29 protein-coding genes, 1 tRNA gene and 2 pseudogenes are annotated in these 26,382 nt (G+C 69.5%); 16 read left to right on the top strand and 16 right to left on the bottom strand.

Translation table 11 applies throughout. The features are described from left to right. Positions 1–231 precede the first annotated feature (231 nt). The 4 genes from ASE10_RS20030 to ASE10_RS05860 form a co-directional block, all read right to left on the bottom strand. The gene (locus ASE10_RS20030; RefSeq protein WP_157488348.1) at positions 232–483 is read right to left on the bottom strand and encodes a hypothetical protein; all 252 of its coding nucleotides are present in this window, start codon (positions 481–483) and stop codon (positions 232–234) included. Between the two features lie 240 nt (positions 484–723). After that, a complete protein-coding gene (locus ASE10_RS05870; RefSeq protein ID WP_055904313.1) occupies positions 724–1,125 on the bottom strand; it encodes a phasin family protein in 402 nt (133 codons plus the stop codon). Positions 1,126–1,358: 233 nt separating this feature from the next. After that, entirely contained in the window at positions 1,359–1,712 is a 354-nt protein-coding gene (queD, locus tag ASE10_RS05865) for a 6-carboxytetrahydropterin synthase QueD (RefSeq protein WP_055904310.1), read from the bottom strand. Between the two features lie 118 nt (positions 1,713–1,830). After that, a tRNA-Met gene (locus ASE10_RS05860) sits at positions 1,831–1,907 on the bottom strand. A gap of 115 nt (positions 1,908–2,022) precedes the next feature. Between ASE10_RS05860 and ASE10_RS05855 the strand changes: the two are divergent. The 3 genes and pseudogenes from ASE10_RS05855 to bfr all read left to right on the top strand — a co-directional run. After that, positions 2,023–2,517: pseudogene (locus ASE10_RS05855) on the top strand (RNA pyrophosphohydrolase); the annotation flags it as partial. 187 nt (positions 2,518–2,704) lie between these two features. Then, positions 2,705–2,908 carry a (2Fe-2S)-binding protein gene (locus ASE10_RS05850; protein WP_055904304.1) on the top strand — a complete coding sequence of 68 codons (204 nt, stop codon included), beginning with the start codon at positions 2,705–2,707 and terminating at the stop codon, positions 2,906–2,908. A gap of 151 nt (positions 2,909–3,059) precedes the next feature. Beyond that, positions 3,060–3,530: a bacterioferritin gene (gene bfr / locus ASE10_RS05845; protein ID WP_055904302.1), complete on the top strand. Its 471-nt coding sequence runs from the start codon at positions 3,060–3,062 to the stop codon at positions 3,528–3,530. A 176-nt stretch (positions 3,531–3,706) separates the two neighbouring features. On the opposite strand, the gene ASE10_RS05840 is transcribed toward bfr, so the two are convergent. The 5 genes from ASE10_RS05840 to ASE10_RS05820 form a co-directional block, all read right to left on the bottom strand. Next, positions 3,707–4,360 (bottom strand): hypothetical protein, encoded by a 654-nt coding sequence (locus tag ASE10_RS05840; RefSeq protein WP_055904299.1) that lies wholly within the window; start codon positions 4,358–4,360, stop codon positions 3,707–3,709. A 27-nt stretch (positions 4,361–4,387) separates the two neighbouring features. Then, the gene (locus ASE10_RS05835; RefSeq protein WP_056305923.1) at positions 4,388–5,167 is read right to left on the bottom strand and encodes a thioredoxin family protein; all 780 of its coding nucleotides are present in this window, start codon (positions 5,165–5,167) and stop codon (positions 4,388–4,390) included. Positions 5,168–5,344: 177 nt separating this feature from the next. After that, positions 5,345–6,010: a PQQ-binding-like beta-propeller repeat protein gene (locus ASE10_RS05830; RefSeq protein ID WP_055904293.1), complete on the bottom strand. Its 666-nt coding sequence runs from the start codon at positions 6,008–6,010 to the stop codon at positions 5,345–5,347. A gap of 45 nt (positions 6,011–6,055) precedes the next feature. Beyond that, positions 6,056–7,276, bottom strand: a complete 1,221-nt coding sequence (locus tag ASE10_RS05825) for a hypothetical protein (RefSeq protein WP_055904290.1) — start codon at positions 7,274–7,276, stop codon at positions 6,056–6,058. 223 nt (positions 7,277–7,499) lie between these two features. Continuing rightward, positions 7,500–8,087 (bottom strand): DUF4126 domain-containing protein, encoded by a 588-nt coding sequence (locus tag ASE10_RS05820; RefSeq protein WP_055904286.1) that lies wholly within the window; start codon positions 8,085–8,087, stop codon positions 7,500–7,502. Between the two features lie 67 nt (positions 8,088–8,154). Between ASE10_RS05820 and ASE10_RS05815 the strand changes: the two genes are divergently transcribed. From ASE10_RS05815 to ampE, 6 genes and pseudogenes are all read left to right on the top strand, one after another. Continuing rightward, a complete protein-coding gene (locus ASE10_RS05815; RefSeq protein ID WP_055904283.1) occupies positions 8,155–8,889 on the top strand; it encodes a DUF6776 family protein in 735 nt (244 codons plus the stop codon). 2 nt (positions 8,890–8,891) lie between these two features. After that, positions 8,892–9,263 (top strand): annotated as a pseudogene (locus tag ASE10_RS05810) (polymer-forming cytoskeletal protein); the annotation flags it as partial. A 93-nt stretch (positions 9,264–9,356) separates the two neighbouring features. Continuing rightward, the gene (locus tag ASE10_RS05805; protein ID WP_055904278.1) at positions 9,357–10,082 is read left to right on the top strand and encodes a DUF6776 family protein; all 726 of its coding nucleotides are present in this window, start codon (positions 9,357–9,359) and stop codon (positions 10,080–10,082) included. A gap of 159 nt (positions 10,083–10,241) precedes the next feature. Further along, positions 10,242–10,619 carry an iron-sulfur cluster insertion protein ErpA gene (erpA, locus tag ASE10_RS05800; protein ID WP_055904275.1) on the top strand — a complete coding sequence of 126 codons (378 nt, stop codon included), beginning with the start codon at positions 10,242–10,244 and terminating at the stop codon, positions 10,617–10,619. Then, positions 10,616–11,587: an NAD(+) diphosphatase gene (nudC, locus tag ASE10_RS05795; protein ID WP_055904273.1), complete on the top strand. Its 972-nt coding sequence runs from the start codon at positions 10,616–10,618 to the stop codon at positions 11,585–11,587. The genes erpA and nudC overlap by 4 nt, the downstream gene beginning before the upstream one ends. A gap of 202 nt (positions 11,588–11,789) precedes the next feature. Beyond that, positions 11,790–12,704: a regulatory signaling modulator protein AmpE gene (gene ampE, locus ASE10_RS05790; RefSeq protein ID WP_055904268.1), complete on the top strand. Its 915-nt coding sequence runs from the start codon at positions 11,790–11,792 to the stop codon at positions 12,702–12,704. Positions 12,705–12,722: 18 nt separating this feature from the next. Here the strand turns inward: ampE and ASE10_RS05785 are convergent, their stop codons facing one another. The 4 genes from ASE10_RS05785 to ASE10_RS05770 form a co-directional block, all read right to left on the bottom strand. Continuing rightward, positions 12,723–13,001 (bottom strand): CD225/dispanin family protein, encoded by a 279-nt coding sequence (locus tag ASE10_RS05785; RefSeq protein ID WP_055904263.1) that lies wholly within the window; start codon positions 12,999–13,001, stop codon positions 12,723–12,725. Positions 13,002–13,084: 83 nt separating this feature from the next. Continuing rightward, entirely contained in the window at positions 13,085–13,507 is a 423-nt protein-coding gene (locus ASE10_RS05780; protein ID WP_055904260.1) for a DUF2752 domain-containing protein, read from the bottom strand. Between the two features lies 1 nt (position 13,508). Continuing rightward, positions 13,509–13,838 (bottom strand): CD225/dispanin family protein, encoded by a 330-nt coding sequence (locus ASE10_RS05775; RefSeq protein ID WP_055904257.1) that lies wholly within the window; start codon positions 13,836–13,838, stop codon positions 13,509–13,511. Positions 13,839–13,958: 120 nt separating this feature from the next. Continuing rightward, the gene (locus ASE10_RS05770) at positions 13,959–15,833 is read right to left on the bottom strand and encodes an MFS transporter (protein ID WP_055904254.1); all 1,875 of its coding nucleotides are present in this window, start codon (positions 15,831–15,833) and stop codon (positions 13,959–13,961) included. Positions 15,834–16,073: 240 nt separating this feature from the next. Between ASE10_RS05770 and ASE10_RS05765 the strand changes: the two genes are divergently transcribed. After that, positions 16,074–16,346, top strand: coding sequence for a hypothetical protein (locus ASE10_RS05765; protein WP_055904251.1), 273 nt, complete (start codon positions 16,074–16,076; stop codon positions 16,344–16,346). Between the two features lie 165 nt (positions 16,347–16,511). On the opposite strand, the gene purD is transcribed toward ASE10_RS05765, so the two are convergent. The 3 genes from purD to purH form a co-directional block, all read right to left on the bottom strand. Then, positions 16,512–17,810 (bottom strand): phosphoribosylamine--glycine ligase, encoded by a 1,299-nt coding sequence (gene purD, locus ASE10_RS05760; RefSeq protein WP_055904248.1) that lies wholly within the window; start codon positions 17,808–17,810, stop codon positions 16,512–16,514. A 103-nt stretch (positions 17,811–17,913) separates the two neighbouring features. Next, the gene (locus ASE10_RS05755) at positions 17,914–18,426 is read right to left on the bottom strand and encodes an N-acetyltransferase (RefSeq protein WP_055904245.1); all 513 of its coding nucleotides are present in this window, start codon (positions 18,424–18,426) and stop codon (positions 17,914–17,916) included. Positions 18,427–18,428: 2 nt separating this feature from the next. After that, positions 18,429–20,018: a bifunctional phosphoribosylaminoimidazolecarboxamide formyltransferase/IMP cyclohydrolase gene (gene purH / locus ASE10_RS05750; protein WP_055904242.1), complete on the bottom strand. Its 1,590-nt coding sequence runs from the start codon at positions 20,016–20,018 to the stop codon at positions 18,429–18,431. A gap of 275 nt (positions 20,019–20,293) precedes the next feature. Between purH and ASE10_RS05745 the strand changes: the two genes are divergently transcribed. Genes ASE10_RS05745 through ASE10_RS05720 form a run of 6 tightly spaced genes read left to right on the top strand, consistent with a single transcriptional unit; the run spans position 20,294 to position 26,243 of the window. Further along, a complete protein-coding gene (locus ASE10_RS05745; RefSeq protein ID WP_055904239.1) occupies positions 20,294–20,938 on the top strand; it encodes a CDP-alcohol phosphatidyltransferase family protein in 645 nt (214 codons plus the stop codon). Further along, entirely contained in the window at positions 20,935–22,677 is a 1,743-nt protein-coding gene (locus ASE10_RS05740; RefSeq protein ID WP_055904236.1) for a bifunctional alpha/beta hydrolase/class I SAM-dependent methyltransferase, read from the top strand. Before ASE10_RS05745 ends, ASE10_RS05740 begins: the two co-directional genes overlap by 4 nt. Further along, on the top strand, positions 22,674–24,017 hold the full coding sequence (locus ASE10_RS05735; protein WP_055904234.1) for a phosphatase PAP2/dual specificity phosphatase family protein: 1,344 nt from the start codon (positions 22,674–22,676) through the stop codon (positions 24,015–24,017). The genes ASE10_RS05740 and ASE10_RS05735 overlap by 4 nt, the downstream gene beginning before the upstream one ends. Continuing rightward, positions 24,014–24,577 carry a hypothetical protein gene (locus ASE10_RS05730; protein ID WP_055904231.1) on the top strand — a complete coding sequence of 188 codons (564 nt, stop codon included), beginning with the start codon at positions 24,014–24,016 and terminating at the stop codon, positions 24,575–24,577. The genes ASE10_RS05735 and ASE10_RS05730 overlap by 4 nt, the downstream gene beginning before the upstream one ends. Next, entirely contained in the window at positions 24,562–25,287 is a 726-nt protein-coding gene (locus ASE10_RS05725; RefSeq protein ID WP_055904228.1) for a lysophospholipid acyltransferase family protein, read from the top strand. Before ASE10_RS05730 ends, ASE10_RS05725 begins: the two co-directional genes overlap by 16 nt. Beyond that, positions 25,284–26,243, top strand: a complete 960-nt coding sequence (locus ASE10_RS05720) for a phosphatidate cytidylyltransferase (RefSeq protein ID WP_055904225.1) — start codon at positions 25,284–25,286, stop codon at positions 26,241–26,243. The genes ASE10_RS05725 and ASE10_RS05720 overlap by 4 nt, the downstream gene beginning before the upstream one ends. Positions 26,244–26,382 lie beyond the last annotated feature (139 nt).

Genomic DNA, 26,382 nt, shown 5'->3' with positions numbered 1-26,382 from the left:
GCCTGTTTCGCTCTAGCCTTGGGGTAGGAGCGGCGTGAGCCGCGATCGCGAATTCGGGCTGCTTTGCTGGTTTCGTTCTTAAGCAACAGCTTCCGCATGCCGCGCATGCGGGGCACTTTCTCTTGCCACTCGCCTTGGGGTAGGAGCAGCGTAAGCCGCGACCGCGAACTTCTAGGTTCGGCGAAGGTTTCGATCTTCAAGTCAACAGCTTCCGCCCGCTGCGCGTGCGGGTCACTTTCTCTTGCTAGCCCAAGAGAAAGTAACCAAAGAGAAGGGCTTACCTTGACAACCCTCTCTTGCGAGTTCGGTAGTTGCGCGGGGATTTTTCGAAGGAACATCCTGTTCCTCGAAAAACGGCGCGCGTCCTGCGCGCCGCCCTTCGGGTCTACGGTTGCTCGTCGTGGTGCGGCTCAATGGATTCCAATGCCGCAGCAGCAGCAACAGCAACAGCAACAGCAACAGCAACAGCAACAGCAACAGCAACTGTGAGCCGTGAGGTAGGGGCACCTAAGCGCGCCGTTGCGCGGCACCGAGTGCGCGCGCCGGCTCGAGTTGCCTAACTGCGAACGGCAGCGGCGTGTGGAAGTCTCTCAATGGTGCGCAGCGCACCGACCGAGGCTCGCCTCACCCCGCCATCGAAACGCGCCCAACAAAAAACCCGGTAGCGCGAGCTACCGGGTTTCGTGTCCGTCGCGGAAACGACGAGGAGAGAGGCGTTGCGAATTACTTGGCGGCGACCTTGGTCGCGGCCTTGGCGGCCTTTTCGACGTTGGCCTGGGTGGTCTTGGCGGCCGATTCGATCTGCGACTTGGCCAGCTCGCTGATGGCTTCGTTGGCCTTCAGGGTGCGGCCGAAGACTTCCTGGCCGGTGCTGACGGCGCGCTCGACGTTCTCGCGGGCGATCTGCACGCCCTTCGGCCACAGGGTCTTGAGGCCTTCCAGATCGCGGGCCTCGGCGGCTTCGCCGAAGAAAGCGAAGGTGGCGTTGACGCGGTCTTCGATCGCGGCCAGCTGCAGGCCGAACACGGCCTCGGCGTTGTCGAGGGTCAGACGGTTGACCTGAGCGGCCGTGTCAGCGAACTGACGCGTCGCGGCGGCGAACTGCTCGTTGAACTGCTGGTACATGGCGTGCTCCTGGATTCGTAGGGATCCGGACGGGGGAATGTCCGGATTGTGCGGTGCAGCATAATCTGGCTTTTGTTGCGTTGCAACATCGAGCCGACGAGCGGTTGCCGGCCGTTCATTCAGCCTTTGCAATCAATGGCTTGCATCAGAACCGCAGATCCGCTGCGGCCCAGGATCGACCGCCGTAGTGACCGCGCGATGACGAAACGGAGGCTGGCGCCGTCCGCTGGGGCTCAGCCGCGGTAGCGGCAGCCCGAGGTGCAGGTCTCGTGGACCACGATCTCGCTGAGCAGCGGCAGCGCCGGCTTCAGCCGTTCCCAGATCCAGATCGCCAGCCGCTCGCTGGTCGGGTTGTCCAGGCCGGGGATGTCGTTGAGGTAGTGGTGGTCGAGCTGGTCGTACAGCGGCTGGAACGCCTTTTTGACGTCCGCGAAGTCCATCACCCAGCCGCTGTGCTCGCCGGGCTCGCCGTCCAGGTGCACCTCGACCCGGAACGAATGGCCGTGCAGGCGCGCGCATTTGTGGCCTTCCGGCACGTTCGGCAGCCGGTGCGCGGCTTCCAGGGTAAAGACCTTGAAGATGTTCATGGCGTCATTGTGGGGCAAGGCGCCGCGGGCGGCGATCCGGCCGGAGGCGGGGGCGGCGGATACGAAAAAGCCCGCTGGCTGCGGGCTTCGACTGCGGCGCCCGAGGCGTCCGGAACGATGGTGGCTATGGGTGGACTCGAACCACCGACCCCAGCATTATGAGTGCTGTGCTCTAACCGGCTGAGCTACATAGCCACGGGGAACCGCGAATTATTCATGCCGGGACGGGTGCCGTCAATCGTCCCGGGCCGGCTTGTCGTCGGGCAAGGCCCGTGGCAGAGTCGGTCGCAGTGAATTTGGAGTCCGCATCGTGATCGATCCGGACGGTTACAGGCCCAATGTCGGCATCGTGCTGATGCACCCGGACGGCCGCCTGTTCTGGGCCCGACGCGTGCATCGCGACGGTTGGCAGTTCCCGCAGGGCGGGATGAACACCGACGAGACGCCGATCGAGGCGATGTACCGCGAGCTGCGCGAAGAGACCGGTCTGCTGCCGCAGCACGTCGAAGTGCTGGGCGCGACCCCGGGCTGGCTGCGCTATCGCCTGCCGCAGCGGGCGATCCGCCGCAACGACCGCCTGGTCTGCATCGGCCAGAAGCAGGTCTGGTTCCTGCTGCGCCTGACCGGCGCGGAGTCCGACCTGCGCCTGGACCTGACCGAGAAGCCCGAGTTCGACCACTGGCGCTGGGTCGATTTCTGGTACCCGGTCGAGCACGTGGTGGTGTTCAAACGCGGCGTCTATGCCAGCGCCCTGCGCCATCTGGCCCCGTTCGCGCGCAGCATCGCCGGCGTCCAGGCGGTGCCGGCGCCCGGCCCGGACCCCCGCGTCCAGGACCGCTCGGCCCTGACCCGCAACCGCCAGCGGCCGCGCGCCCGGCAACCCGGGATGAACGCCCGCGGCGGCCAGGACCCGTCCACGAATTGACAATCATTCGCATTGGTGGCGAAATGGGCCCGCAGCCGCTCCGGCTGCTTGCCCGCCCAAAGCCACCGTGTACGTCTGCATCTGCAACGGAGTCACCGAACGCGACATCCTCCAGGCCGCCGAGGCCGGTTGCCGCAGCGTGCCCGAACTGACCATGCGGACCGGCGCCGGCGCCAATTGCGGCAGCTGCCTGGATATGGCCGCCGAACTGCTCGATCGCGCGCGCTCCTATCGCGACTTGCCACTGCAGATATTGCAGCAGGCTGCCTGAGCCTGCGCGAGCGCGTCCCAGCGCCCGCCGCCCCGCCTTCCCGGTCCTTCCCGATTCGGCTTCGCCCGCGCGAAATGCACTCGATTCGCGTTCCGTCACCGTGTGCGCGAAAGGTCTAGAGTGCCGCCATTGCAACTGCCGGAGCACGGCCATGAAAGGCGACGCCAAGGTCATCGAATTCCTCAACAAGGCGCTCTATAACGAGCTGACCGCGATCAACCAGTACTTCCTGCACGCCAAGATGCTGAAGAACTGGGGCCTGAAGGAACTCGCCGAGCACGAGTACCACGAGTCGATCGACGAGATGAAGCATGCCGACAAGCTGTCGGAGCGCATCTTGTTCCTCGACGGCCTGCCGAACTTTCAGGCCCTGGGCAAGCTGCGCATCGGCGAGAACCCGCGCGAACTGCTGAACTGCGACCTGGCGCTGGAACTGGAAGCGCTGCCGGTGCTGCGCGACGGCATCAAGCACGCCGAAGCCGTCGGCGACTACGTCAGCCGCCAGCTGTTCGCCGACATCCTCGATTCCGAGGAAGAGCATATCGACTGGATCGAAACCCAGCTCGCGCTGATCGATCGCCTGGGCGAGCAGAACTACCTGCTGACCAAGATCGAAGAGTAAGGCGCCGGCCCGCTACGGCGGGCCACCGGATCCAGCCAGCCATCGGGCGCGCAGCGCGCGATTCGTCGCCAGCCAGACATGAAGGCCACCGGTTTCGCCGGTGGCCTTTTTCTTGCGCGAAGGCGCGAGTGCGCAGGCCGGGTCGTTGCAAGCGGGAGCGGCGGGAAACTGCACGGCTAACGAATCACGATCAGCAACACGCCGGTGACGGCCTGCATCGCCGTCCAGGCATGGCGCAGCGCGGCACCACTCAGCAGGCCGGGATGCAGCGCGAGACCGCGACATACGCCGGTGGCGATGGCGCCGGTCGTGACCAGCATCGCGGCCAGATGGACGGCGATGGCCGCCAAAGCCAATCCCACGGAGCCGGAAGCGGTGATCTCGCGTGCCGGCGTGTCGCTCATGCACAGCGGCACCAGGGCGGGGATCAGCATCAGTCCCGCGCCGTGAGCGGTGGCCATCAGGCAGGACCACAGGGCGATGCCGGCATGGTCGCTACGCGCGTGGATGCGAGCGCCGACGACGCGATGATCTGCGGCGTGCCGCCTGGTGCCGCGCAGCCAGCGGTACGCCGCCACCAGGACGAGCAGGGCGCCGGCCAGGCATTGGACGCGCGAACGGTTCATCAGAACGCCCTGGGTAACCGCGAACACCACGAGCGCGACCGAGGCGGTGTGTCCCACCGCGATCGGCAGCAGCGCGCGACGTGCCTGGGCGCCGTCGCGCGCACGCACGCCGCAGGCGGCGGCGAACATCCAGCCGCTCGCCGGGCTCGCCCCGTGCAGGGCGCCGAGCCCGGCGATGGTCAGCAACGGCCACGCGATGTCCATGATGCGTCCCCGGCGGCCGTGGCGGGTTCAGGCCTTCGAGCCGCAGCACGCGGCGGCGGCCGGCGCCTTCGCGGCTGTCTCGTAGCGATCGTGGTGGCGCACCCAGGCCATCGGATAGTCCATGCCGTCCTCGTCGCGGCCCTTGGGCGTGAGTTCGAGCAGGTTGTAGGTGTGCATCATCACTTCCACGCCGCGGCCGTAGCGCGAGTAGGTGTGGAAGACTTCGCCGTCGCCGTCGCGATAGAAAACGCTGATCCCGGGGGCTTCCTCGTGCGGGAACGGCTGGCGGACGTAGTTGTAGTCGACCTTGCCGCTGGACATCTCGTCCTGATCGAAGTTGACGCCGAAGTCGTGGTTGAAGTCGCTGCCGTACGAGGACACCCAGTTGAACTGCCAGCCCATGCGCTCGCGGAAGCGCTGGATATCGGCCAGCGGTGCGCGCGAGACGGCGATCAGGGTCAGATCCCGCTGGGCGAGGTGGAGGTTGGCGCCGTCGTTATGGTCGGCCATGTAGGAGCAGCTCTTGCAGCCCTGCTCCCAGCCGGGCGCGAACATGAAGTGCTGCACCATCAACTGGCTGCGGCCTTCGAACAGGTCGGCGAGGCGGCGCGGGCCGTCCTGCGTATCGAAGAGGTAATCCTTCTCGACCCGCACCCACGGCAGTGCGCGGCGCTCGCGCGCGATCTGATCCTGCAGGCGCGTGAGTTCCTTCTCGCGCGCCAGCAGCGTCTTGCGCGCGGCGAGCCAGCGCTCCCTGGAGACGACGGGATGATCGACGGCGTTGGTTTCGGCAATCGCGGTATTCATGGAGTGCTCCTCGGCCCGGTGGGCCGTGTTGGGTGTGGTTCGGGCAAGGCTTGCCCGTCTCCGGTCGCGGGACCGGAAGGGGGAAGTGGCGAGGGTTTGATTCGAGCCCGTGCGCGGGGCTGGCCGCGTCAGCGCATCAGGCGTTGCGGAGAAGTGCGGCCCGAGTCGGGGCGACGTTTACGCCGCGGCCTTCTTCGGCCGCCGCACCGCGCGGACCTTGCCGCTGCCGCCGCCGCCGCAATAGAACAGGTCGGCGCCGTCGGACTCGAGCCCGCTGATGCCGACGCCCTGCGGCATTTCCAGGCGTTCGAGCACTTCGCCGCTGTCCGGGTCGATGTGGCGCAGTTCGCTGTCGTCGCCTTCCCAGGTGGCGTGCCAGAGTTCGCCCTCGACCCAGGTCACGCCGGTAACGAAACGGTTGGATTCGATCGAGCGCAGCACGGTGCCGGTGTCGGGATCGATCTGATGGATCTTGCGGTCGCGGTACTGCCCGACCCACAGGCTGCCCTCGGCCCAGGCGAGGCCGGAGTCGCCGCCCGCGCCGGGCGCGGGAATCGACGCCAGGACCTTGCCGGTGGCGGGGTCGATCTTGTCGATGCGCGACTCGGCGATCTGATACAGGTACTTGCCGTCGAAGGCGGTGCCGGCGTCCGCCGGGCGGTCGAGCGTGCCGACGACGTCGCCGTTGGCGGGATCGAAGGCGAGCAAGGCCGGTCCGGTCGCGGCCCACACGCGGCGGCCGTCGTGGGTGACGCCGCCGACGCGCTCGACGCCGTCGAAAGCGTATTCGCGCACGATTTCGGCGGCGCGCGTCGGCACGGGCTGTGTCGTAGTGCGGTTCATGATCTTGGCTCCTGGTGGCGCTCGTTGCGGCGCCGTGGAAACAATCTACTCAGACGACAGCGCAGCGGGGAGTAACAAGATCGTCGTGAATCCGATCAGCGGCGGCGCCAGCCAGCGCTGCGCGCGGGCGCGCCCGATCGCGCGCACCTGGCCGTCGGATTCCAGTTCGACCAGCGCGCGCTGGACCGTGCGCTGGCTGTCGCCCAGGGCCAGCGCGAGCGCCGAGGTGGACCAGGCCGCGCCATCGGCGAGCAAGGCCAGCAGCGAGGCCTGATCGCCGTCGATCGGCGGCATCAGCACGACCACACCGCGCCCGTCGCGCGGCACCAGGGCGAAACCGTTCGTGGTGGCTTCGATATCCGCCAGCGGCGCGACCAGGGCGCGCAGGCGGCCGATCTCGACGCGCAGACGCGCGCGGTGCGTTTCGTCGGGGCGGCGGGTGCGGAACACGTTCGCGATCAGCGCATTGCGTTCGACGTCGCCGGGCCAGCCTTCGGCCAGCGCGCGCAGCAGGGCGAACAACACCGGCCGTCGCGCCAACGGCGTCCAACGCTCGCCGCTGCGCAGCCCGCGACGGCAGGCATCGACCATCAGGGCGCCGGAGAGCAGCAAGGCCTCGACCTGGTCCAGCCGCAAGGGCTGCTCATGGCCGGCATGGATGCTGCGCGCGGCGCAACGGTCGAGCGCGGCGCGCGCTTCGGCCACTTCGGCCAGGAGCGCGGGTACCCCTGCGCGTTCGGCTGCCTCGAAGGCGCGAGCGAGCGCGGCCCGCGCCTGCGCCGTGCGCAGGGAACGCAAGGCGATTTCCGCGCCGGCCAGCTCGGCCACCGCCGCGAGCGACGGCGGCAGGCCGGATGCGTCTAGCGCTGCGAGCGAAGACGCGGCCTCATCGAGGCGGCCGATCAGGAGCCTCCGGCGTACCGCGATCAGGCGCGCCTGCAGCGCGTTGGCGCGATCGGCGCGCGATTCGAGCACGAGCGCGGCGTCGGCGAGCGCGCGCGGCGAACCGCCGAGGTCGCGCATGGCCAGCGCGACTTCGGCTTCCGCGACGACGCAACGCGCCCGCGCCAATTCCTCGCGCGCACCGAAGCCGCGCGCGGCGCGGCGCAGCAGTTCGCGGGCGCGTGGATACTCGCCCAGCTGGGCCATCGCGATACCGCGCAAGGCCAGCGCCGGCGGATCGTCGCGCAGGGCGATGCGCTTGAGCGCGCCGAGCGCGTCGCCGGCGGCCAGCGCGCGCCCGGCCGCGGCGATCAGGGAGTCCATCGCGACAGGCTACTGCGCCGCGCGCGCTTTCGCACAGGGGCCGGCTAGCCCGAACTTATCGAGTGGTTGCGTGCGGCGCCGCATCCGACGGCGGCACGAGCCTCGGGCGCGTCGGAGCGCCGCTTGAGGCGAGCCGCTACAGGCCAAGCGCACCGTCGTGTGTCGGCCGTATCCGATAGCCGGAGCGTCGCGATGCTGCGCTCGAACGCAGCCCGGGCGTGGCTCAGCCCGGTGCCGGATCGGTCTTGGGCGCGCGCCGGAAGATCAGCCGCCACACCCACCACAGCAGCAGCGCGACGATCAGACTGATCAGCGCGACCAGCGACAGCGCGATCCAGGGGTGCGCGAACACCAGGGCCAGGGTGCCGATCACGGCCACGTCTTCGCCGACCGACGCGGTCCAGTTGCTGACCGGTTCGGGCGAGGTGTTGAGCAGCACGCGCGAGCCGGCCTTGAGCAGATGGCTGCCCAGGGCCACGCCGGCGCCGGTGGCGAGCGCGCCGGCGCCGAGCTGGCCGTCCGGAGACAAGGTCGCGGCGGCCAGGAAGGCGCCGACCGGCACCCGCAGCAGGGTGTGCAGCAGGTCCCAGCCCGAATCCACGCCGGGGATCTTGTCGGCGAAGAACTCGGTCGCGGCGAGCGCGCCGGACACGCCGATCACCCACGGCGACTGGGTCGCCTGCAGGGCCTGGGGCAGGTCCAGCCAGCCCAGGGCGCCGGCGATGCCGACCCCGAACACGGTCAGGTAGACCCGGATGCCCGCCAACCAGGCGAGAACTACCCCAATTGCGAACAGGTGCGCATCGGACACGGCGGCAACCCCGCTAGACTTGTCGGCCGAGTATAGAACCACCTGCGGCCCCCGCCGCCCCAGTCGAATGGCCAAGGCACCACCGCCCCGTTTCGTCATCGTCCAGCAGCAAGCCGACCGACGGCCGCTGATCGCGGCCGTGGTGGCAGCGGTCTGGCTGAGTTCGCTGGCCGGCGCCTGGGCCTGGGCGACCTGGCGCGCCGCGCCGCAGCTGCCCAAGGTCAGCGCCGAACTCGACGCCGTGCGCGCGACCCTGCGCGAGCGCCAGGCCCGCCTGGACCAGCTGGAGCAGCGCGAGGCCACCCTGCAGCGCTCCGACCAGATCAGCCGGGTCGCCAACAAGCAGATCCAGGGCGCTCTGGCCGACCGCGAGGAAGAGATCGCCGACCTGCGCGCCGACGTCGCCTTCTACGAGCGCCTGGTCGGCTCGACCGGCAAGCCGCAGGGCCTGAACGTGCATTCGACCCAGTTCGCGCCGGAAACCGGCGGCACCTGGCGCTACATGATCGTCCTGACCCAGAACCTCAACCGCGGCGCGGTCAGCGCCGGGCGGCTGCAGTTCGCGGTCGAGGGCGTGCGCAACGGCAAGCTGACCACGGTCGGCTGGGACGAGCTGCACCAGCGGTCGGCGGCGCCGGCGCAGGATTATTCTTTCCGCTACTTCCAGCAGCTCGACGGCAGCGTGATGCTGCCGGCCGGCTTCACCCCGCAGCGTGTCCGCATCTCGTTGCGTGGTGAGAACGCATCGGTGGAGCAGGCGTTCAACTGGCGCAGCGGCGCAACCGTCACCGGGGAAACCTAAGCATGTTCAAGAGCAAACCCACCCAACTCGCGGCCGGCCAGGTCGACACCATGATCGGCCCGCAGGTAGTGATCCGCGGCGACCTGCAGTTCAGCGGCGGGCTGTACATCGAAGGCCGGATCGTCGGCAAGATCGTGGCCGAACCGGGCCAGCTGGCGGTGCTGACCCTGGCCGAGAACGGCAGCATCGAAGGCGAAGTGCATGCGCCGGTGGTGGTCATCAACGGCGAGCTCACCGGCGACGTCTACGCCGCCGAGCGGGTCGAGCTGGCGGCCAAGGCGCGCGTGCTGGGCAACGTGCATTACAAGGTGGTCGAGATGATCGCCGGCTCGATGCTGACCGGCCGTCTGATCCATTCCGACACCGCCGGCGCCCCGCGCGCGGGCGCTGAAGCCCCGGTGACCGCGCACGCCCTGGTCGACTGAGAGGACGTTGCGCCAGCCCGCGCCGCGCCCTATTAATGGGGCATGGCCGAATCCGACCCGCGCAGCCCCCAGAACGCGCCCCGCCACTGGCGCTACGCCGCCGGCGTCGCGCTGGCGGCGGTGCTCGCGTTCGGCGGCTGGGGCCTGTGGCGCTCGATCTCGCCGGCCCCGCCAGCGGCCGCCAACCCCGATGCCGCCCGCGATGCCCAGGCCGAGCGCGCCGAGCTGGAGCAACTGCGCCAGCGCGTGACCACGCTCAGCCGTTCCGACCAGATCAGCCGCGAAGCCAACCGCGACCTGCAGGGCACCTTGTCCGAACGCGACGAGGAAATCGCCGGCTTGCGCGCCGATGTCGCCTTCTACGAACGTCTGGTGGGCTCCACCGCGCAGCGCCGCGGCCTGGCCGTGCATGCGCTGCGGGTGCAGCCGCAGAACGAGAACGCCTGGCACTTCACCAGCACCCTGACCCAGAACCTCAACCGCGGCGCGGTCAGCGCCGGCCGCCTGACCGTGGCGCTGGAAGGCAGCCGCGGCGGCAAGCTGCAGAAGCTGAGCTGGGACGACCTGCGCCAGCAGCCCAATGCGCCGGGCCTGGCGTACTCGTTCAAGTACTTCCAGCAGATCGAAGGCGATCTGTTCCTGCCCGCGGGCGTGACCCCGGTGCGGGTGACCGTACGCCTGACCCCGCAGTCCGGCGCGGCCGTGGAACAGTCCTTCACCTGGGCCGAGGCCACCCGCGAGGGCAATGGGGCGACGGCGGCGGAGTGAGTTTCGGCGCCAGTCCTGCAGAAACGGCGTTTTTGCCCGTCATTCCCGCCTGCGCGGGAGCGGCGGCGCGTAGGGCGCCGCTGCGGCATCCCCATCCGCCGACCGCAGCGTTCGATCGGCGAGCTTGAATGCGGCGCCTGCGCGCCCCATCCTGAAGGGATGGAAACGATCACTGCCCTGCCCTCGGCGCCCGACTACCACTCGCTGGAGCGTCCGCTGGATTTCACCGCCTCGGCCGCGACCAAGGTCCGCGAACTGATCGCCGAAGAGGGCAACGCCGCGCTCAAGCTGCGTGTCTACATCCAGGGCGGCGGTTGCTCGGGCTTCCAGTACGGGTTCGAGTTCGACGAGCAGCAGGGCGAGGACGACCTGGCCGTGCAGACCGACGGCGTGACCCTGCTGGTCGATCCGCTGAGCCTGCAGTACCTGATGGGCGCCGTGGTCGATTACACCGAAAGCCTGCACGGCGCGCAGTTCGTGATCCGCAATCCGAACGCCAAGACCACCTGCGGCTGCGGTTCCTCGTTCGCGGTGTGAGCGAGGCCAGCGACAACCCGGCGGCGCGCGCGCCCTACGCCTTCGTCGAAGCCGGCAGCGACGCCGCCGTCCGCGCCGCGCTCGACCGCGCCGACCATCTGCGCGACCAGCCCGAAGCGCTGACCGCGTTGTGGCCGAGCGCGCGCGTGATCCTGCTCGACGATTCCGGCCAGGCTCTGGCCGACGACCAGGGACAACTGCGCGCGCCCACCGGCGCCGAACTCAGCGCCGGTCCCGGCGGGGTCGGCGCGGCCGTATTCCTGGGCCTGGCGCCCGACGGCGGCGGCTGGTTCGCGCTGGACGCCGCGCTGACCGCGTTCGACGCGCCGCGCCGGGTCGATCTGCGCGCCGCTGCCGCGTATTGGCCGGCCTTGCACGCCAGCGTGTTCGCGCAGGCGCGCGCGCTGCAGCATTGGCGCTCGCGCAATCGCCACTGCGGTGTCTGCGGCGGCGAAGTCGCGTTTTCGCGCGGCGGCTGGCAGGGACGTTGCAGCCAATGCGAGGCCGAACACTACCCGCGCACCGACCCGGCGGTGATCGTCGCGGTCAGCGACGGCGAACGCCTGCTGCTGGGGCGCCAGACCGGTTGGCCGGCGCGGCGTTACTCGGTGCTCGCCGGTTTCGTCGAACCGGGCGAAACGCTGGAGCAGACCGTCGCCCGCGAGGTCCTGGAAGAGGCCGGCGTGCGCGTGCGGAGCTGCCGCTACCTGGGCTCGCAGCCGTGGCCGTTCCCGGGCGCGCTGATGCTGGGCTTCTTCGCCGATGCCGGCCCGGACGAGCCGCAGGTCGGCGACGAGCTGGAAGAGGCGCGCTGGTTCAGCGCGCAGGAAGTCCGCGAGGCCCAGGCCCGCGGCGAGCGTCCGCCGCGCGAGGACGACGAGGGTCCGCTGCTCTCGCCTAGCATTTCGATCTCGCGCTGGCTGATCGATCAGTGGCTGGCGGCCGTCGAGGCACGTACGCCGCGTTGAGCCACGGTAGAATCGGCGCAGGCTGGGCGTTGCAGAACGTCCGGCCGGGTGGCCGGCGACGGCCATGGCGACGGAACGGCGCAACCGCGCTCGGTTCGTCTTCAGCGGAGCCGGGCTAGCATCGGTTCCAGCAGCGGCGGAACGCGCCAGGCGCGCCCGCCGACGCATTCATCGGATACGTCACGCCGGGAGCCGGGCCGCAATGTCAGAAACGCTGATCGCCGCCGTCGTCGCGCTCGTGCTCGGCCACCTCGCGCAGTCGCTGGCGGCCTCGGTGCGGCATTACGGCTGGTACGCGGACTGGCTGCGCTGGCTGGGCGCGCGTTTCCCCGAAGACAGCATCTGGCGCGGCCGCTGGGGCATCGCCCTGGCCCTGGTGCCGCCGCTGCTCGCCGTCGGGCTGTTCCAGCTCGCCCTGGACGAGCCGCTGTACGGCCTGGCCGGGCTGGTGTTCGGCATCGCCGTGTTGTTCTACGTCTGGGGCCCCCGCGATCTCGACCTGGACGTGGAGGCGATCGCAGCCGCGAACGATCCCATTTCGCGCCGCGCCGCCGCGGCCAGCCTGTGGCCGGACGGCGAGACCCCGTCGCTGGACGGCGGTTCGCTGGTCGAAGCCGTATTCCGCAACGCCCTGCGGCGCTGGTTCGGGGTGCTGTTCTGGTTCCTGCTGCTGGGCCCGTTCGGCGCGGTGCTGTACCGCCTGACGGCGCTGTCGGCCGAAGGCGAGGCCGCGCGCGAACTGCCCGGCGAGACCATCGAGGGCGCGCGCACGCTGCTGGCGATCCTGGAATGGCCGGTGGCCCAGCTGTTGACCCTGGCGCTGGCCCTGGTCGGCAATTTCGACACCGTGCTCGGCGCCTGGCGCGAATCCGGCGGCGCCGCGCTCAGCCTGGACAATCGCTTCCTGGGCGCGGTCGCACGCGCCAGCGTGAAGACCGAGCTGGCCGAAGAAGCCGCCGATTACGCCGAAGACAACGGCACCGGTGCGAGCGCTGCCGCCCTGGCCGCCAGTTCGGAACAGCCCGAACTGCGCGATGCGATGAGCCTGGTCTGGCGCAGCCTGCTGGTGTGGCTGGCGGTGCTGGCCTTGTTCGTGATCGCCGGCTTCGTCAGCTGACCGGCCGCCCGGCGGGAATCAGTGCCCGCCCACCGCCGCGCTCAGGATCGCCAGTCCGCCGAAGAACAAAAACCACAGCACCAGCGCGACCGGCAACGCGACCACCGAAGCGATCGCCCAATTGATCGCGCTGCGCGAGGCGGCGCGAGCGCCGGCGATATCGCCCGCGGCGCGTTTGCCGTCGACCTGCGCGGCGTAGACGATCGATACCACGCCTAGCGGCAAGCAGCAGAACAGCGTGGACAGGATCGCCCAGACCAGGTGATTGGGGACGTATTCGCCGTGCGGTGCGTTCATGCGGATCTTCGTGGTGAGAGTGGAGAGTGCCGGCTGGGCCGGCTCGGCCGGATGCGTTCAGCCCACCGGTTCGGCGGACCTGCTCAGCCCGGCGCGAGCCAGTTGAACGGCGGCCAGGGCAGATTGCGCGCGACCCAGTAGCCCATGATCAGGCTCAGCCAGAACTTGGCGCTGAGCAGGACGTCGATCGCGCGCTTGGGCAGCGGCAGGCGGTAGCCCATGCCATGCGCGACCAGCAGCGGCAGCGCCGGAATCACCACCACCAGCAGCGGATTCATAGCCAGCATCTGGCCGAGGTCGCCGTGGACCAGGCCGTGCAAGGCGCGGGTGCTGCCGCAGCCCGGGCAGTACAGCCCGGTGAGGTGATAGAACAGACAGCCGGGCAGCGGGCTGTCGGGCGCGTTCGGATCGAAGCGCCGCAACAGCCAGACGCCGGCCCCGGCCGCTGCGAGCGCGGCGGCCGCAGCCGTCGCGTGCCACAGTCGGGGCTGGCGCAACGCGGTCATATCAACGCGCGCCTTGCATCTTCTGCATCATTTCCAGGTACTCGGCGGTGCCGCCCATCATGAAGCTGCCGATGTTCAGCAGCACGCCCAGTCCGACCACGGCGGTCGCGACCCAGCACCAGATCTTTGCGTTCTCGGAAGCCTTGCGCGCGCCTTCCAGATCGCCCATGTTGGACTTGCTGTTGACCTGCGAGCCGAACACGATGGCGACGATGCCGGGCGCCGAGCCGATGATGCAGCACAGGCAGAAGCCGAGCACGGTCATGCTGATCGACCAGGCCAGGTAGTTTTGAATCGGCTGCGCGGGCGCGGCCTGAGGCGGCTCGTACATGGGTATCCCCTTCCGTAGTTTTCGTTGTTTTGTTGTGCGATCGCCGGCACGAGCCGACGCCCCTCGCCCATCCTAGCAGCGGCGTGCGACGGCTGTCAGTCCTGGCGGGGCGGCTGCGGCCTAGGCGGCGTCGCCCCGCAGGCCGCGCACCAGCGCCTCCAGGCTCTCGGCAGTGGCCGTGGCGCCGTCCACCGGCGCGCCGGCGATCACGTCGACCTGGGCGCGGAAACGTCGCGGCACGCGCATGCGCGAGTCGCGATGGCTCCACATGCTGGTCCACATGCCGCGCAGCGCCATCGGGATCACCGGCACCGGTTGCTTGGCCAGGATGCGTTCGACGCCGGACTTGAACGCGGCGATCTCGCCGTCCTTGGTCAGCGCGCCCTCGGGGAAGATGCCGACGATCTGGCCGTCGGCGAGCGCGGCCTCGATCTCGTCGAACGCGCGCTGCATGAGCTCGGGATTCTCGCGCGCGCCGGCGATCGGGATCGCCTTGGCGGTGCGGAAGATCCAGCTCATCACCGGGATGTTGAAGATCTTGTAGTACATGACGAAGCGCACCGGGCGCGGAATGCTGGCGCTCAGGATCAGGGCGTCCATGTAACTGACGTGGTTGCACACCACCAGCGCCGGGCCCTCGTCCGGGATGTGCTCGATGCCCGCCACGCGCAAGCGGTAGAGCGTGCGCACCAGCACCCAGCTCATGAAGCGCATCAGGAACTCGGGCACCAGGGTGAAGATCCAGATCGCGACCAGGGCGTTGGCCACCGCCAGCGCCAGGAATACCTGCGGGATCGTCCAGCCCAGGAAGCGCTGCACCACCACGCCCAGCACCGCGGCCAGCACGATGAAGCCGGCGTTCTGGATGTTCATGCCGGCGATCACGCGCGACAGCTCGTTCTTCGGCGAGCGGCTCTGGATCAGCGCGAACAGCGGCACCACGAAGAAGCCGGCGAACACGCCGATGCCGACCAGGTCCAGCATGATCCGCCACGCGCCGGGCTGGGCGACGAAGCCGGCCACGTCCAGGCCCGCGGCCGTGGCCGCGCCGGGACGGGCGAAGTAGATATCCAGCAGGAAGGCGGTCATACCGAACGCGCCCAGCGGCACCAGGCCGATCTCGACCGTGCGCGCCGACAGGCGTTCGCACATCATCGAGCCCACGCCGGTGCCGATCGAGAACAGGGCCAGGGCGAAGATGTACAGCGTCGGTCCGCCGCCGAGGTTGTCGTCCGCGTAGCCCGGCAGCTGCGACGTCAGCACCGTGCCGACGAACCAGAACCACGACACGCCCAGCACCGAGTTGCGCACCGCCGGCTGGCGCCGGGTCATGCGCATGATCTTCACCGACTCGGGAATCGGGTTCCAATTGATCTTGAGGTCCGGTTCGCCGGCATCGGCGCGCGGGATCATCCGGCTGACCACGTTGCCGGTGATCGCCAGCAGCACGATCGCGGTGGCCGCCACCACCGGGCCGTGGGTGCCGGCCAGGGTGAAGATCAGGCCGCCGAAGATCATGCCGGCCAGGATCGAGATCGACGTGCCCATTTCGACCAGGCCGTTGCCGCCGGTGAGCTCCTCGGGCTTGAGCACCGAGGGCAGGATCGAATACTTGACCGGCCCGAACAGCGTGGACTGCAGGCCGGTGCCGAACAGCGCCACCAGCAGCACGGTCATGCTCTGGGTCAGAAAGCCGACCGCCGCCAGCGACATGATCGCGATCTCCATCGCGGTCGTGATCCGGATCAGCTTGTGCTTCTCCAGCTTCTCGGCGATCTGCCCGGCGGTGGCCGAGAACAGGAAGTAGGGCAGGATGAACAGCGCCGGCGCCAGATTGGTGTACAGCGTGCGCTGCTCGTCGCTGACGCCCAGGTAGAACAGCAGGCCGATGATCGCCTGCCGATACACATTGTCGTTGAACGCACCCAGCGCCTGGGTCAGGAAGAACGGCAGGAACCGCCGTTGCTTGAGCAGCTCGAACTGGTTGTGCGCCATGCGGCCCTGCTGTTCCGTTGGGTCCGCACGTCGATGTGCGGCTCGCGCGAAGGATTCGCCGGGCGAGCCTAGCAAAACCCCCATGGCGGGGTGTAGCGATACCGGTGGGGTAGCGGAAAAGTAGCCCCTGGGCCCTGTCGGCCTAGACCCGGCGCCCCACCCCGAGGTCCGCCCCTCGTTTCACATGGCAGCCAGCCTGGGGCCGCTACCCTGGCCTTACCTTGCAACGAGGAGGTCGCCATGTCCGCGGATAGCAAAACCCCGCTGGATCACGTGAATTCGGCGCTGAACCAGCTCAAGGAAATGCGCCATTACTCCAAGAACTATGTGGAGCAGCTGACGGCGCAATGGCTGTTGTTCGACGGCGAGTTGTCGAAGTTGAAGCTGGCAGCGCACATCGAGGATCTGATGGTGCGCCAGGGCGAGTTGTACGAGGCCTTGGAGAAGGAAATCGCGGAGCTGGAGGAGGTGGCGGTGTCCTTGCAGCCGGCGCCTGAGGAAGAGTCCGGCTGAGGGCGCGCGGGTCGCGGTGTCTGCACGTGGCTTGCGCCGACGGTTGTGGTGGCGCGGTCGCGGCTTACGCCGCTCCTACAGAGAGCGGGTGCGCCGCTGCGAAACTGACGAAGAAAAACGGCCGGGAGCGGGTGGCTTCCGGCCGTTTTCGTTAGACGCGCCGGGTTACGGCTGCACGGCGGCGCGCTCGCGTTCGATCGCGCGCCAGCCGATATCGTGGCGGTGGAACTCGCCGTGCCAGGAGATGCCGGCGACGGCTTCATAGGCGCGGTGCTGGGCGTCGGCGACGCTGTCGCCCAGGGCGCATACGCACAGCACGCGGCCGCCGGCGGTGACGACCTGGCCGTCGACCAGCTTGGTGCCGGCGTGGAAGACCTTGCTGTCCTCGGGCATCGGCACGTCCCAGGTGCTGATCGGGTCGCCGGTGCGCGGCGTCTCGGGGTAGCGCTCGGCGGCCATCACCACGCCCAGCGAGGGGCGCGGGTCCCATTGGGCCTGGGTTTCGTGCAGGCGCGCATCGATCGCGGCTTCGACCAGGTCGAGCAGGTCGGACTGCAGGCGCAGCATCACCGGCTGGGTTTCGGGGTCGCCGAAGCGTACGTTGAACTCGATCACCTTGGGCGCGCCGGCCTTGTCGATCATCAGCCCGGCGTAGAGGAAACCGGTGAAGGGGATGCCGTCGGCGATCATGCCGCGCACGGTCGGTTCGACCACCTCGCGCATCACCCGCGCGTGGACTTCAGGCGTGACCACCGGTGCCGGCGAGTAGGCGCCCATGCCGCCGGTGTTGGGGCCGGTGTCGCCATCAAAGACGCGCTTGTGGTCCTGCGAGGTCGCCATCGGCAACGCGGTGCGGCCGTCGACCATGGAAATGAAGCTGGCTTCCTCGCCGTCGAGGAATTCCTCGATCACCACGCGCGCGCCGGCTGCGCCGAAGGCGTAGTCGGCGAGCATGTCGGTGATCGCGGCCTCGGCCTCGGCCAGGCTCATGGCGACGATCACGCCCTTGCCGGCGGCCAGGCCGTCGGCCTTGATGACGATGGGGGCGCCCTTGTCGCGCACGTATTCGAGCGCTTCCTCGACGTGGGTGTGCACGGCGTAGTGCGCGGTCGGAATCTGGTGGCGGGCCAGGAAATCCTTGGCGTAGGCCTTGCTGCCTTCGAGCTGGGCCGCGGCGGCGGTCGGTCCGAAGATGCGCAGGCCGGCGGCGCGGAAGCGGTCGACCACGCCCGCGACCAGCGGCGCTTCGGGACCGACCACGGTTACCGCCACGCCCTCGGCCGCGACCAGGGCCAGCAGGCCGTCGATGTCGGTGGCGGAAACCGCGACGTTGCGGCAGCCTTCCTCGGTCGCGGTGCCGGCATTGCCCGGGGCGACCAGCACTTCGCTCACCCGCGGGGACTGGGCCAGCTTCCAGGCCAGCGCATGCTCGCGTCCGCCGGAACCGATAACGAGGACTTTCATGCGAACTCCTGACGGGTGCTGAGAGGTGCGGCCGAGCGCTGCGAGCGCGAATTTTACGCGAGCCGGCCGGGGCCGGCGATGACGGTGGCGGTTGCGGCCGTGCTCAGGCTACGTCGAACGCGGCGTGATAGGCCACATCGCCCCGCGCCGGCGCTGCGGTCAGGGACAGGGCCATGAAGTATTCCGGCGGCAGCCCCGGATAGCGCAGGTCCGCGCTGGCGACGAAACCGAAACGGCCGTAGTAGCCCGGATCGCCCACGACCACGCAGCCGGCGGCGCCGAGGCCGCGCAGGCGCGCCAGCCCGGCTTCGATCAGGGCCCGGCCGATGCCGCGGCGCTGCTGCGCCGGCGTCACCGCGACCGGACCCAGGCCGTACCAGCCCGGGCTGCCGTCGCCGATGCTGACCGGCGAGAATGCGACGTGGCCGAGCACGGCGCCGTCGCTTTCGGCCACCAGCGACAGGCTCAGCACGCCGGCTGCGCGCAGCGCGTCGACGATGCGGTGTTCGGTCTGCCGGCTGTGCGGATGATCGGCAAACGCATCGACGACGACGCAGCGGATCGCGCCGATGTCGTCGGCGCACTCGTCGCGGATATGCACTGCGCCGACGTCCATGCTCAATGGCGGAAGTGGCGCACGCCGGTGAACACCATCGCCAGGCCGTGTTCGTCGGCGGCGGCGATCACCTCGCCGTCGCGCATCGAGCCGCCCGGCTGGATCACCGCGCGCACACCGGCCGCGGCGGCGGCGTCGATGCCGTCGCGGAACGGGAAGAAGGCGTCGGAGGCCATCACCGAACCGGGCACCACCAGGCCGGCTTCCTCGGCCTTGAGCGCGGCGATCTTGGCCGAGACCACGCGGCTCATCTGGCCGGCGCCGATGCCGATGCTGCGGTGATCCCTGGCGTAGACGATGGCGTTGGACTTGACGTACTTGGCCACGCGCCAGGCGAACAGCAGGTCGGCGAGTTCGGCCTGGTCGGGGGCGCGCCGGGTCACCACCTTGAGCTCGTCGCGGCCGACTTCGCGGATGTCGCTGGTCTGCATCAGCAGGCCCGAGCCGACGCGCTTGACGTCGAAGTTGTTCCTGCCGTCGCCGTGCGGGATGCGCAGCACGCGCACGTTGGCCTTCTTGGCGCAGTAGGCCAGCGCGGCCTCGTCGTAGTCCGGCGCGATCAGCACCTCGACGAACTGGCGGTCGAGGATGGCCTTGGCGGTGGCCGCGTCGAGGCGGGTGTTGAAGGCGATGATGCCGCCGAAGGCCGAGGTCGGGTCGGTGGCGTAGGCCAGTTCGTAGGCGTCGCCGCAGGCCACGCCCTCGGCCACGCCGCAGGGGTTGGCGTGCTTGACGATCACGCAGGCCGGGCGCTCGAACTGGCGCACGCATTCCCAGGCCGCGTCGGCGTCGGCGAGGTTGTTGTAGCTCAGTTCCTTGCCCTGCAGCTGGCTGAAGGTGGCCAGGGTGCCCGGCACCGGGTACAGGTCGCGGTAGAACGCGCCCTGCTGATGCGGGTTCTCGCCGTAGCGCAGATCCATGACCTTGACGAAGTTGCTGTGCTGCTGGGCTGGGAACTGCTGGCTGCGGGCGCCGTCGGCGTCCAGCGAGGACAGGTAGTTGGCGATGCAGGCGTCGTACTGGGCGACGCGGTTGAACGCGGCCACCGACAGGGCGAAGCGGGTCTGCGCCGACAGCGCGCCGCCGTTGCCGGCGAGTTCCTCGACCAGGCCGGCGTACTGGGCCGGATCGGTGGCGACCGCGACGCGGGCGAAGTTCTTGGCCGCCGAGCGCAGCATCGCCGGGCCGCCGATGTCGATGTTCTCGACGATGTCCTCGAACGAGCTGTCGGCGCGGGCCGAGACCTGCTCGAACGGATACAGGTTCAGCACCAGCAGGTCGATCGCGCCGATGCCGTGCTGCGCCATCACCGCGTCGTCGATGCCGGCGCGGCCGAGCAGGCCGCCGTGCACGATCGGGTGCAGGGTCTTGACCCGGCCGTCCATCATTTCCGGGAAGCCGGTGACCTCGGAGACGTCGCGCACCGGCAGGCCGGCGTCGCGGATCGCCTTGGCGGTGCCGCCGGTGGACAGCAGTTCGACGCCGTGCGCGGACAGGGCCTGGGCGAGTTCGATAAGGCCGGTCTTGTCGGACACGGACAGCAGGGCGCGGCGGATGTGAACCGGCGTGCCGGTCGAGCGATCGGAGGTCATTCGGGGAGGAGGGCAGCGGAAGGGCGCGGGAATTATAGCCGCGCGACGCCGACGGCCCGGCCGTTCAGACCCGTACGGCCCGGCTTTCCGGCCTCGGAAACCCGGCTGGCCCGGCGACTGACGCCTCCCGGTCGCGGCCAAAGGAGCGCGCCGTTAGTCCCGCCGGTCAGCATTGCGCTACCCGATCTGTCGATGCATCGATCCGCCGCCATCTGCGTCCGCAACCGCTAAGCTGGTCCGCGACCGCCCGAGTGGGCGAGGGGAACGCTCAGGGAATGGCATCGATCTATGCGTTGAAGGGACGTTTCCAGGCGCTGCTGCGGCCGCTGGTGCGCGGGCTGTTCGCGGCGGGGGTCACCGCCAACCAGATCACCCTGGTCGCGGGGCTGGGTTCGCTGGCGGTCGCGGCCTGGGTCGCGCTGCGCGGCGGCGCACAGCCCTGGGTATTCGCGGCGCTGCCGCTGTGGATGTTCCTGCGCATGGCCTTGAACGCGATCGACGGCATGCTGGCGCGCGAACACGGCCAGCAATCGCGGCTGGGCGCCTACCTCAACGAATTGTGCGACGTGGTTTCCGACAGCGCCCTGTACCTGGCGCTGCTGGCGGTGCCCGGGGTCGCGCCCTGGACCCTGCTGCTGTTCGCGGGGCTGGCGGCGCTGACCGAATTCGCCGGCGTGCTCGGCCCCAGCGTCGGCGCACCGCGCCGCTACGACGGGCCGATGGGCAAGAGCGACCGCGCCTTCGTGGTCGGCGCGCTCGGCCTGGCGCTGGCCTTGGGCTGGGCCGGGGCCCGCGCGACCGAACTGGTCGCGATCCTGGCCGGACTGTTGTGCATATGGACGGTGCTGCGGCGGGTGTCCGCCGGCGTGGCCCACGGTTCGGCGACCGCGAACGCCGCAAATCCAGGGAGTCGCGAATGAGGGAACACCAGGAACGCCACTACGCCAGTTTCGACGGTACCCAGCTGTTCTACCGTCATTGGCCGGCGCGCGGCGAGGGCCCACGGCGCGCGGTGGTGCTGCTGCATCGCGGTCACGAGCATTCCGGCCGGGTCACGCACCTGGTCGACGAGCTGGGCCTGGACGATTGCGATTTCTTCGCCTGGGACGCGCGCGGCAACGGCCGCTCGCCGGGCGCGCGCGGCGATGCGCCGGGCTTCGAGGCGCTGGTGCGCGACCTGGACCGCTTCGTCGCCCATATCGGCGAGGCCCACGGCATCGCGGTGGAGGACACCGCGCTGATCGCGCAGAGCGTGGGCGCGGTGGTGGCCGCGACTTGGGCGCACGACTACGCGCCGCAGCTGCGCGCGCTGGTGCTGGCCTCGCCGGCGTTCAAGGTCAAGCTGTACGTGCCGTTCGCACGCGCGGGCTTGGGCCTGATGCAGAAGCTGCGCGGCAACTTCTTCGTCAACAGCTATGTGCAGCCGCAGTGGCTGACGCACGATCCCGAACGCATCGCCAGCTACCGCAGCGACCCGCTGATCGCGCGGCCGATCTCGGTGCGCGTGCTGCTGGGCCTGTACGAGACCGCCGACCGCATCGTCGCCGACGCCCAGGCGATCCGGGTGCCGACCCAGTTGCTGGTATCGGGTTCGGATTTCGTCGTCCATCGCGCACCGCAGGACCGCTTCTATGAGGGGCTGGGTTCGACGATCAAGGAGCGCCACTTCCTGCCCGGCTTCTACCACGACACCCTGGGCGAAAAGGACCGCGCCCAGGCGCTGAGCAAGATCCGCGGTTTCCTGCGCGCGCGTTTCGAAGAGCCGTTGCAGCAGGCTTCGCTGCTGGACGCGCATCGCCACGGCCACAGCTTCGAGGAAGCCGAGCGCCTGGCCTGGCCGCCGGAACGGAATTCGCTGCAGGACCTGCGCTGGCGTTTCGTGCGCGCGGGACTGCGCTTCGGCGGTTCGCTGTCGGAGGGCATCCGCACCGGGCTCGAAACCGGTTTCGATTCCGGCAGCAGCCTGGACTACGTGTACCGCGACAAGGCGCTCGGCGCCGGGCCGCTGGGGCGCATGGTCGACCGCAACTACCTCGACGCGATCGGTTGGCGCGGCATCCGCGTGCGCCGCACCCATCTGCACGAACTGCTGGGCGAGGCGATGCGGCGGCTGCGCGCGGCCGGTGCGCCGGTGGACGTGGTCGACATCGCGGCCGGTCACGGCCGCTACGTACTGGAAGCGCTGGCCGGCGGCGCCGATTCGATCCGCCTGCGCGATTACAGCGATCTCAACGTGCGCCAGGGGCGCGCGCTGATCGCCGAACTCGGCGCCGGCGGCGTCGCCGAGTTCGAGCAGGGCGACGCCTTCGACCGCGCCGCGCTGGCGGGGCTGAGGCCGCGTCCGACCCTGGCGATCGTGTCCGGCCTGTACGAGTTGTTCCCGGACAACGCCCTGGTGCGGCGTTCGTTGGCCGGCCTCGGCGATGCGGTCGCGCCGGGCGGCTATCTGGTCTACACCGGCCAGCCCTGGCATCCGCAGCTGGAATTCATCGCCCGTGCCCTGACCAGCCACCGCGGCGGCGAGGCCTGGGTGATGCGGCGGCGCTCGCAGGCGGAGATGGACGAGCTGGTGCGCGCGGCCGGCTTCCGCAAGCTCGATCAACGCATCGACCGCTGGGGCATCTTCAGCGTGTCGCTGGCCCAGCGGGTCGCCGAATGAGCGAGGTCGGCGGCCGGCGGCCGTGGGCGCGCGCGCTGTTGTGGCTGGCGCTGCTGGGGCCGTTCTTCTTCCTCAGCTACGGCTATGCGAACGCGGTCGCGGCACAGCGCGTCGGCGTGCCCAGCATCGTGTTCGGTTGGGAGCGGGCGATTCCGTTCTGGGCCTGGACCATCGTGCCGTACTGGTCGATCGACCTGTTCTACGGGATCTCGCTGTTCGTCTGCTGCGACCGCCGTGAGCTGGACAATCAGGCTCTGCGCCTGCTGACCGCGCAGTTGATCGCGATCGCCTGCTTCCTGGCGTTCCCGCTCACGTTCACCTTCGTGCGGCCGCAGACCGACGGCGCGTTCGGCTGGATGTTCGACGTGCTGCTGGGCTTCGACAAGCCGTTCAACCAGGCGCCGTCGTTGCACATCGTGCTGCTGATCGTGCTGTGGGTGCGGTTTGCGCAGCACCTGGGCGGTGCCTGGCGCTGGTTGTTGCACCTGTGGTTCGGCCTGATCGGGGTGTCGGTGCTGACCACGTATCAGCACCACTTCATCGATCTGCCGACCGGCCTGCTCGCGGGCTGGCTGTGCGTGTGGCTATGGCCGGAGCATGCGCGTTCGCCCTTGCGCGCGGCGGCCTGGACGCGCGATCCGAAGCGTTGGCGGCTGACGTCGCTGTATCTGCTTGGCGCGGCCGCCTGCGCCGCGCTCGCCTACATGGTGCGCGGCGCTGGCTGGTGGCTGCTATGGCCGGCGCTGTCGCTGCTGCTGGTGGCGCTGAACTATGCCGTGCTGGGTGCGGACGGTTTCCAGAAGCGCGCCGACGGTCGCCTCAGTCCGGCCGCGCGTTGGCTGTACGCGCCTTACTTGTGGGGCGCGTGGATCAATTCGCGGCTGTGGACGCGGCGCGCGCCGCAGCCGGTCGAAGTCGCCGACGGGGTCTGGTTGGGGCGCATGCCCGGCCGTAGCGAAACCGCTGGGTTCGACGCCGCGGTCGATGTCTGCGCCGAACTGTCGGCGCCGTCGACGCTGCCGTTGGCGGCGGTACGGCCGATGTTGGACCTGGTCGCGCCGGAACCGCAGGCATTGCGCGAAGCGGCGCAGGCGATCGAGGCCGCGCGTGCTCGGGGCCGCGTGCTGGTGTGCTGCGCCTTGGGCTATTCGCGCAGCGCGGCGGCGGTCGCGGCCTGGTTGCTGCTCAGCGGCCGGGCCGATACCGTCGAGGCCGCAGTCGAACGGGTGCGCGCCGCGCGGCCGGCGGTCGTACTCGGCGATGCGCATCGGCGCGCGCTGGAGCGCGCCGTCGCCGGGCCGGCCGCGACACCATTGCCGGCAGGAGCGCCCGCGACATGACCTCGTCCTTCGACCTGCACACGATGGGTCTGCTGCTGCGCCAGGGCCGGCGCTTGAATGCGCTGTCGCTGGGGCTGCTGGCCCTGACCGGCGTGTGGCTGCTATTCGCCGGCTTCGGCTTCGGCGTGCTGGAAGGCTGGACCGCCTACGGCCTGGCCATGAGCGTGATCGCCGGCTTGCTGCAGATCTATTACGCGGCGCGGGTGGATTTCGACGCCGGCCTGCTGCTGGCCGCGGCGTGCGAGCGCGATCCGGCGCAGGCTGCCGCCAGCCTGGATGCGAGTCTGCAGCGCTTGGGCCTGCTGGCGGCCGAGCGCGCCGGCCGCGACTGGTCCGCGCGCTGGCGCGGCGCGCGCAAGCTGCTGCGGCGACAGGCGATCTGCCTGGTCGCGCAGGCGCTGTTGCTGGCGACGGCATGGTGGCTGGCGCCGCTGCCGCTGGATGCCGACGACGAGCCGGCGGCGTTCGACGGCCGAGTCGCGATGAACTCGCATTACCCCTGTTACGACCGCGTCGCTGCCGATCCGGTCCGGAGTCGTTGCCCATGCTCAGCGGTTTGATCGCCGACGGTTTCAGTTTCGCCATCCGCGCCCTGACCGGCGCGCGCGCCTTGTGGCGCTGCCCACCCATGGGCGACCGCCGCGTCTATTACGGCAACCATGTCAGCCACGGCGACTTCGTGATGATCTGGTCGGCATTGCCGCCGGCGCTGCGCGGGGAAACCCGGCCGGTCGCGGGCGCGGACTACTGGCAGCGCGATGCCTTGCGCCGTTATCTGATCCGCGAGGTATTCAACGGCGTGTTGATCGAGCGCGATGCCGCGCAGCCCGCCGCGGGCCAGAACGATGCCGGTCCGAACGATCCGAACCCGACCGATCCGAACCCGGCCCCGCACTGCGATCCCGACCGGCGCAAGCACGAGGCGCTGCAGACGCTGTGCGATGCCGTCGACGGCGGCGCCTCGCTGATCCTGTTCCCCGAGGGCACGCGCAATCAGGGTGAGGGGCTGTTGCCGTTCAAGAGCGGCCTCTACCACCTCGCCCGGCTGCGGCCGGAGCTGGAGTTCGTACCGGTGTGGATCGACAACCTGGCGCGGGTGATGCCCAAGGGCAAGCTACTGCCCTTGCCGCTACTGTGCACGGCGACCTTCGGCGAGCCGTTGCGGTTGCATAGCGACGAAGGCAAGCAGGCCTTCCTGGACCGCGCGCGCGATGCGCTGCTGGCCCTGTCCGAGGAACAGGCCGCGGCGGCAACGGGAGGCGCGGCATGACGGTGTGGATCGAGCGGATCAAGGCGTTGCCGCATCCTGTGCTGTTGTTCCTGGGCGTGGCCGCGGTGCTGTTGCTGGCCACGGCGATATCCGAATTCCTGCGCTGGCGCACGCGCGGCCGACCCAGCCCGGTGATCGCCAACCTGACCGCGCGCATCCGCGCCTGGTGGGTGATGGCGGCGGTGGTGGGAGCGGCCTTCCTGCTCGGGCGCGTCGGCGTGATCGTGCTGTTCGCGCTGGTGTCGCTGTTCGCGCTGCGCGAGTTCATCACCCTGACTCCGACCCGGCGCAGCGATTACTACGCGCTGGCGCTGGCGTTCTACGTGGTGCTGCCGCTGCAGTACTGGCTGGTCTACACCGACTGGTACGGGCTGTACACGCTGCTGATCCCGGTCTACGCCTTCCTGCTGCTACCGATCGTGTCGACGATGGGCGGCGACACCACGCGCTATCTGGAGCGCGCAGCCAAGGTGCAGTGGGGCTTGATGATCTGCGTGTTCTGCATCTCGCACGTGCCGGCCTTGCTGAATCTGGATATCCCCGGCTACGAGGGGCGCAACCTGCTGCTGATCGCGTTCCTGGTGATCGTGGTGCAGTCCTCGGACGTGCTGCAGTACGTGTGGGGCAAGCTGTGCGGGCGGCGCCTGATCGCGCCCAAGCTATCGCCGTCCAAGACCCTGGAAGGCTTCGTCGGCGGAGTCGCGTCGGCGACCGCGCTGGGTGCGGCGCTGTGGTGGATCACGCCGTTCTCGCCGTTGCAGGCGGCGGCGCTGGCCCTGGTCATCAATCTGATGGGGTTCTACGGCGGCCTGGTGATGTCGGCGATCAAGCGCGATCGCGGGATCAAGGACTGGGGGCAGATGATCGAGGGGCATGGGGGCATGCTGGATCGTCTGGATTCGGTGTGTTTTGCGGCGCCGGTGTTCTTTCACTTGATCCGGTACTGGTGGGTGTAGGCGACTTGCGCGCGGCGCGTCTGGGTGGGTTCCGTTTTTTAGGCCCGCCTCTGCCTTCTGTGGGAGCGGCGTGAGCCGCGATCGCGAATCCCAGTTACTTCGTTGGTTTCGTTCTTAAGCAACAGCTTCCGCCCGCTGC

The sequence above is a fragment of the Lysobacter sp. Root76 genome, from assembly GCF_001428685.1.
Taxonomy (GTDB): Bacteria; Pseudomonadota; Gammaproteobacteria; order Xanthomonadales; family Xanthomonadaceae; genus Lysobacter.
This window is presented reverse-complemented; position numbering and strand designations above follow the sequence as displayed.

Coding starts and splice junctions, on each gene's coding strand:
- ASE10_RS05870 (WP_055904313.1), bottom strand. CDS start 1,125: ATGTACCAGCAGTTCAACGAGCAGTTCGCCGCCGCGACGCGTCAGTTC.
- queD (WP_055904310.1), bottom strand. CDS start 1,712: ATGAACATCTTCAAGGTCTTTACCCTGGAAGCCGCGCACCGGCTGCCG.
- bfr (WP_055904302.1), top strand. CDS start 3,060: ATGAAAGGCGACGCCAAGGTCATCGAATTCCTCAACAAGGCGCTCTAT.
- ASE10_RS05840 (WP_055904299.1), bottom strand. CDS start 4,360: ATGGACATCGCGTGGCCGTTGCTGACCATCGCCGGGCTCGGCGCCCTG.
- ASE10_RS05835 (WP_056305923.1), bottom strand. CDS start 5,167: ATGAATACCGCGATTGCCGAAACCAACGCCGTCGATCATCCCGTCGTC.
- ASE10_RS05830 (WP_055904293.1), bottom strand. CDS start 6,010: ATGAACCGCACTACGACACAGCCCGTGCCGACGCGCGCCGCCGAAATC.
- ASE10_RS05825 (WP_055904290.1), bottom strand. CDS start 7,276: ATGGACTCCCTGATCGCCGCGGCCGGGCGCGCGCTGGCCGCCGGCGAC.
- ASE10_RS05815 (WP_055904283.1), top strand. CDS start 8,155: ATGGCCAAGGCACCACCGCCCCGTTTCGTCATCGTCCAGCAGCAAGCC.
- ASE10_RS05805 (WP_055904278.1), top strand. CDS start 9,357: ATGGCCGAATCCGACCCGCGCAGCCCCCAGAACGCGCCCCGCCACTGG.
- erpA (WP_055904275.1), top strand. CDS start 10,242: ATGGAAACGATCACTGCCCTGCCCTCGGCGCCCGACTACCACTCGCTG.
- ampE (WP_055904268.1), top strand. CDS start 11,790: ATGTCAGAAACGCTGATCGCCGCCGTCGTCGCGCTCGTGCTCGGCCAC.
- ASE10_RS05785 (WP_055904263.1), bottom strand. CDS start 13,001: ATGAACGCACCGCACGGCGAATACGTCCCCAATCACCTGGTCTGGGCG.
- ASE10_RS05780 (WP_055904260.1), bottom strand. CDS start 13,507: ATGACCGCGTTGCGCCAGCCCCGACTGTGGCACGCGACGGCTGCGGCC.
- ASE10_RS05775 (WP_055904257.1), bottom strand. CDS start 13,838: ATGTACGAGCCGCCTCAGGCCGCGCCCGCGCAGCCGATTCAAAACTAC.
- ASE10_RS05770 (WP_055904254.1), bottom strand. CDS start 15,833: ATGGCGCACAACCAGTTCGAGCTGCTCAAGCAACGGCGGTTCCTGCCG.
- ASE10_RS05765 (WP_055904251.1), top strand. CDS start 16,074: ATGTCCGCGGATAGCAAAACCCCGCTGGATCACGTGAATTCGGCGCTG.
- purD (WP_055904248.1), bottom strand. CDS start 17,810: ATGAAAGTCCTCGTTATCGGTTCCGGCGGACGCGAGCATGCGCTGGCC.
- ASE10_RS05755 (WP_055904245.1), bottom strand. CDS start 18,426: ATGGACGTCGGCGCAGTGCATATCCGCGACGAGTGCGCCGACGACATC.
- purH (WP_055904242.1), bottom strand. CDS start 20,018: ATGACCTCCGATCGCTCGACCGGCACGCCGGTTCACATCCGCCGCGCC.
- ASE10_RS05745 (WP_055904239.1), top strand. CDS start 20,294: ATGGCATCGATCTATGCGTTGAAGGGACGTTTCCAGGCGCTGCTGCGG.
- ASE10_RS05740 (WP_055904236.1), top strand. CDS start 20,935: ATGAGGGAACACCAGGAACGCCACTACGCCAGTTTCGACGGTACCCAG.
- ASE10_RS05735 (WP_055904234.1), top strand. CDS start 22,674: ATGAGCGAGGTCGGCGGCCGGCGGCCGTGGGCGCGCGCGCTGTTGTGG.
- ASE10_RS05730 (WP_055904231.1), top strand. CDS start 24,014: ATGACCTCGTCCTTCGACCTGCACACGATGGGTCTGCTGCTGCGCCAG.
- ASE10_RS05725 (WP_055904228.1), top strand. CDS start 24,562: ATGCTCAGCGGTTTGATCGCCGACGGTTTCAGTTTCGCCATCCGCGCC.
- ASE10_RS05720 (WP_055904225.1), top strand. CDS start 25,284: ATGACGGTGTGGATCGAGCGGATCAAGGCGTTGCCGCATCCTGTGCTG.